3 protein-coding genes and 5 pseudogenes are annotated in these 4486 nt (G+C 58.5%); 4 read left to right on the forward strand and 4 right to left on the reverse strand.

The window, feature by feature from the left end; translation table 11 throughout:
• Positions 1 to 331, forward strand: a pseudogene (gene trkD / locus X727_RS135315) (potassium transporter Kup); the annotation flags it as partial.
• Between the two features lie 156 nt (positions 332 to 487).
• Here the strand turns inward: trkD and X727_RS01000000165420 are convergent.
• From X727_RS01000000165420 to X727_RS0135190, 3 genes and pseudogenes are all read right to left on the reverse strand, one after another.
• Positions 488 to 1185: pseudogene (locus tag X727_RS01000000165420) on the reverse strand (IS6 family transposase).
• A gap of 32 nt (positions 1186 to 1217) precedes the next feature.
• Positions 1218 to 1417 (reverse strand): annotated as a pseudogene (locus X727_RS1000000167585) (DUF1403 family protein); the annotation flags it as partial.
• A 198-nt stretch (positions 1418 to 1615) separates the two neighbouring features.
• Positions 1616 to 1993, reverse strand: a complete 378-nt coding sequence (locus tag X727_RS0135190) for a hypothetical protein (RefSeq protein ID WP_023690673.1) — start codon at positions 1991 to 1993, stop codon at positions 1616 to 1618.
• Between the two features lie 277 nt (positions 1994 to 2270).
• On the opposite strand from X727_RS0135190, the pseudogene X727_RS01000000165425 reads away from it, so the two are divergent.
• Both X727_RS01000000165425 and X727_RS1000000168355 read left to right on the forward strand, forming a co-directional pair.
• A pseudogene (locus X727_RS01000000165425) lies at positions 2271 to 3013 on the forward strand (IS6 family transposase).
• Positions 3014 to 3490: 477 nt separating this feature from the next.
• Positions 3491 to 3805 carry a hypothetical protein gene (locus X727_RS1000000168355; protein WP_023673908.1) on the forward strand — a complete coding sequence of 105 codons (315 nt, stop codon included), beginning with the start codon at positions 3491 to 3493 and terminating at the stop codon, positions 3803 to 3805.
• A 105-nt stretch (positions 3806 to 3910) separates the two neighbouring features.
• On the opposite strand, the gene X727_RS135310 is transcribed toward X727_RS1000000168355, so the two are convergent.
• Entirely contained in the window at positions 3911 to 4186 is a 276-nt protein-coding gene (locus X727_RS135310; RefSeq protein ID WP_023679571.1) for an acyl carrier protein, read from the reverse strand.
• Between the two features lie 78 nt (positions 4187 to 4264).
• Here X727_RS135310 and X727_RS1000000168690 point away from each other — a divergent pair.
• Positions 4265 to 4486 (forward strand): annotated as a pseudogene (locus tag X727_RS1000000168690) (response regulator); the annotation flags it as partial.

Raw genomic sequence — 4486 nt, forward strand, 5'->3', positions numbered from 1 at the left:
CCCGCAGCCGCTGGTGCCCGACAGCGAGCGGGTCAAGATGGAGACAGTCAACGAGTTGTTCATGCGGGTGACGCTGACCTTCGGCTATATGGAGCAGCCCAACATTCCGCGCGCGCTGGCGACCTGCCGCAAGCAAGGCTGGAAGTTTGACATCATGACGACATCCTTCTTCCTGTCGAGGCGCTCGCTCAAAGCCTCGCCCAATTCGGGCATGCCGGTGTGGCAGGACAAGCTGTTCATTGGCCTGGCACGCACGGCCGCCGATGCGACCGAATATTTCCAGATCCCGACCGGACGCGTCGTCGAGATAGGAACGCAAGTGACTATTTAGGGCATGCCGCGGTTGAGAAGAATCGGTGCTGTCAGATTGATTGAGCGGTAAGGAAAATCAGGTAGCAGCGCGCCCGGCACTGTAAGTTTCAGCGGCTTGATGCAGCGATAGCTGGCCGGGACGGCTGTCACGCTGTGGCGACACACGCGATTTTGTTCAGATTTGCATGGGGGCGTTACGCAGGTCTCGATGTTGAGCCGATGACAGCGCATTGCAGGGAAAGTGAGCAGGTCGGCAATCGGATCATGGATGGAAACGAACCGCTGAAGCTGGCGTGCCGACTTGAAGCGTTTCATGATCCTTTCGCGTCGTCGGGTCGGCTGGTGCGAATTTTCCGCTCGATTATTCAGGCCTGTGTGCGACCGGTGTTCGACGCCGGGCAAGAGGTCGCGCATGGCGGCATCATAGGATCGGAGCTTGTCGGTGATCATGATCCGTGGTGTCCGCCCTTGAGCTTTCAGCAACTTGCGCATCTGACGCTTTGCCGCCTTGGCATTTCGGCGGCTTTGTACCAGCACTTCGAGGACGAAGCCGTCCTGATCGACGGCACGCCAGAGCCACTGCTTCTTGCCACTGATAGCCACGACACATTCGTCGAGATGCCATTTGTCGCCCAGGCAGCCGGCTGATATTGATCTCCTGGGCGAAATGCCGTCCGAATTTCTCCGCGCAGCTTCGAACGGTCTGATGCGTGACGATGATGCCGCGGGCCGCCAGCATGTCCTCAACCATGCGCAGGCTGAGCGGAAAGCGAAAGTAGAGCCATACCGCGTGCGCAATGATCTCGGTGGAAAGCGGTGGCGACCATAGAGCGGACCACGAGCAACTTCTGACGTGGCCCAATGTAAGCACATCTTCATAAGCTGTCGGTTGACTTTACGGTGCCGCGCCAAGCGAGCAGCATCCGGCCGGCGGGGCCGACCCCGTCTCCCGGCCGTGAGCAGAACGGCATCACGCAGGGGCCGCTTCATCCTCGACGCGGCCAGCCTGCTTTGCCGTTACCGCCGCCGCCGAAAGCGCCAGGCGTTGCCGCCAGGCGCCGGTCCGCCGGCAGCGGTTCGTCTCCACCGATGATCCGATTGCCAACCAATTCCACTTTCCCCCATACCTGCGTAACGCCGCTATGCAAATCTGGACAAAATCGCGTATGTCGCCGCAGCATGACAGCCGTCCCGACCAGCTATCGCTGCATCAAGACGCTGATATCTTTACAGTGCCCGCACGCCTCTCGCGCGCCAACGGCCAGTCGGTGTCGCGAATTGAGGCGCGCTGAAGCCGTCCGGCTCAGCCGATCATGGCGCTTCGGTTGCCGGGTTCGAGGTCGTGGCCTCTGCCGCTGCGCGATTCTAGCAATTGCGCCTTGGAGAGCTCTGCTTCAGCCTCGGCGAGGCATGGCTCGGCTGCGGTTCTCTGCCGCAGAAGGTCCGATTGCGAATTCTTGACGTTGTCACGACGTAGGCGAGCGGCCTTGGCGAACGTCGGATAAGCGAAATGATTGACATCGGAGATGCCGCCCTTCGTTTCCTCGGCGTTTATCTGGAACTCCAGTTCTCGCGCCATGCGTTCGAAATCGGCAATCATGATGTCTAGCTGGTGCAACTGTCGTCGCTTCTCATTCACCTGAAATTGCTTCAGTCGGACCAGATTACCTCGTGGCTTCATGACTCGGTACTCCGGTACCCATTTCGTCCAATCAAACCGCTCTCTCCCCTTGACGTTAGGCCTACAGCGACTCTCACGTTTCTGCTGCGAGCGGAAACATATTTTCCAAAATCCTTGGCCGATGGCTATGAGTTCAATGCATCGACAAGCATGCGAGCGGGGGACTTAAGGGGCGGTAAAAAAAGGGGGAATAGGGCGATTTTCACAATGTCTGCATATGAACGCGTTGAGACCTGCGGCGGGCTTGACACACAAAGCAATCGTCAAGATTTGCGACATGGACGCCGGGGGGCATGAATACGCCCGCCGTCAGCTACACGCCCCCCGATTTCCGCCGCCTATTGTCGCCCACGCGCTCTGGCTTTATTTCCGGTTTCCGCTGAGCCTGCGCCTGGTTGAGGAAATGCTGCTGGAACGCGGCATCGTGGTTTCGTATGAGACAAGTCGCCGGTGGGGCATCTAAGTTCGGGCTGGACTGCGCTCGCTGCTTGCGCCGCAAGCCGCCGTGCCGGAATGATGTCTGGTACCTGAACGAAGTGGTCGTCACCATCGCCCGGCAAAAAGCTTTGGTTGTGGCGCGCCGTCGACCAGGATGGATATGTGCTGGACGAAATCGTGCAAAACCGCCGCAACACCAAGGCCGCCAAGCGCTTGCTGACGCGGCCGTTGAAGAAGCAGGGGCTCGCGCCGAAGCGCATGATCACCGACTAGCTGCGCTCGTATGGAGCGGCAAAGCGACAGGTGATGCCGGACGTCAAGCACCGGTCGCACAAGGGGTTGAACAACGGAGCGGAGAATTCCCATGTGCCGCCGCGAAAACGGGAGCGGATGATGCAGAGGTCCGATCGCCGGGAGGCCTGCAAAGCTTCGTCTCGACCTTGTCAGCCCTCCGCAACCTCTTCGTCCCGCCCCAAACGTTCTGCTCTCGCCATACATGTTCATCGCCTCAGCGCGATGGCGCTGGTGATATCACGACGCGTTTGTACCGCTCGACCTACGCCACAGGTGCCGACGCTGTGACGAGCTTCGTCGGTCGCGTGTCGAGTGACGGCACCGGGGACAATTATCGTCGACCGCAGTCCATTGCCTAGACCAAGGCGCTTCTCGGCGTCGGCACGATGGCAAATCGCAGCGTCACGATCTCGGCCGCTGCCCCTTCTGGCGGCGTGGACGGTGATTTCTGGGTGCAGCCGTAATGGCCCTTTACGTCAAAGCCTCCGGGGTCTGGGGGGCGGCTAGCGCCGTATGGGTGAAAATCTCAAGCCTCTGGACCAAGGCTCGACAGGTCTATGTGCGCAGCTCGGGCGTCTGGGAGAAAATGTTCCCGATAGATCTGGTCTTCAATGGCACTCACGAAGACTCGACTGCCACGACCGTTTACACCCACACCAGCATTCCGCTTCTTGTCGCGCCACACGCTAATCGTCGTGTCATCGTGACAACTGAGACCACTGACACCGAAAGTGCAGTGACCGTCAACAGTATGACGATTGGGGTGTGGCTGCCACCCTTCTCGCTCAGGTGGAAAGCATCTTCAATTCTGGTGTGGTCTATCTGTCAGTGTGGTCGGCCCTCGTGCCAACCGGTACGACGGCAACGATCGTGACCACGTATAGTGAGAGCGTGTTCCGTGACTACATGTCGGTCTATACGACCACCAATTGGGATGGTGTGGTGGGCACTGTTGCCTCTGACAACAATTCAACGGGTGGCCTGACAACGACCGTCAGCATTGGTGCCCTGGGCGCAGCGATCGCAATTGCGGGCAACGCCACCAAAGGGGCATCGGCACTGCGACATGGACCGGGCTGACCCAACAGTTCTCAAACACACCAGTCACGAATAGAAACCACAGCGGAGCAATGGCAATAGCTACCGCCGCCCAAGCTGCCCTCACCGTAACCTGTGCCTACAGCACTACTCCAGCACTTGTCGCACTGCTGGTGGTTCCGCGGTGCGCAACTCCTGACTCGCGACGGCGTCGGCGACATGCCTTACGGACTCGTATTGCCAGAGCTTGTAATCGTCGACAAACCAGCCAAGTCGGCTCTCGATCGCCGTAGCAAGCTCGTTATAGTCGAGGCTGTCGAGGCCGAGATCCCGCATTCTGGTTGTCATCGACACCTCTACTTTTTCGGCAACTAGAGCGTTGAGGGTTTTGAGAACCAGTTGTTCAATTTCAAGTAATGTCATCACTAATACAGCCTTTTACTTGCAGATTCAGGTAATGCAACCCTGATCGGGGCGCAACCCCCAAAACCAGGTGTGCCGTTGAAACATGTTCTTGTCATTGACGATGATGCCGCAATGCGGCGCCTCATCGCCGATGCATGCCCTGAAGGTAACCGCAGTCCACGATAGCAAGCAGTTTGACTATGTTCTTTCACGTGAGCCAGTCGATCTCGTGGTTGTTGACCTCAACCTAGGCCGGGAGGATGGACTTGCGATCGTCCGCAATCTGGCGACAAAATCGGATGTTCCTATCATAGTGAT

This window comes from Mesorhizobium sp. L103C105A0, assembly GCF_000502215.1.
Classification (GTDB): domain Bacteria; phylum Pseudomonadota; class Alphaproteobacteria; order Rhizobiales; family Rhizobiaceae; genus Mesorhizobium.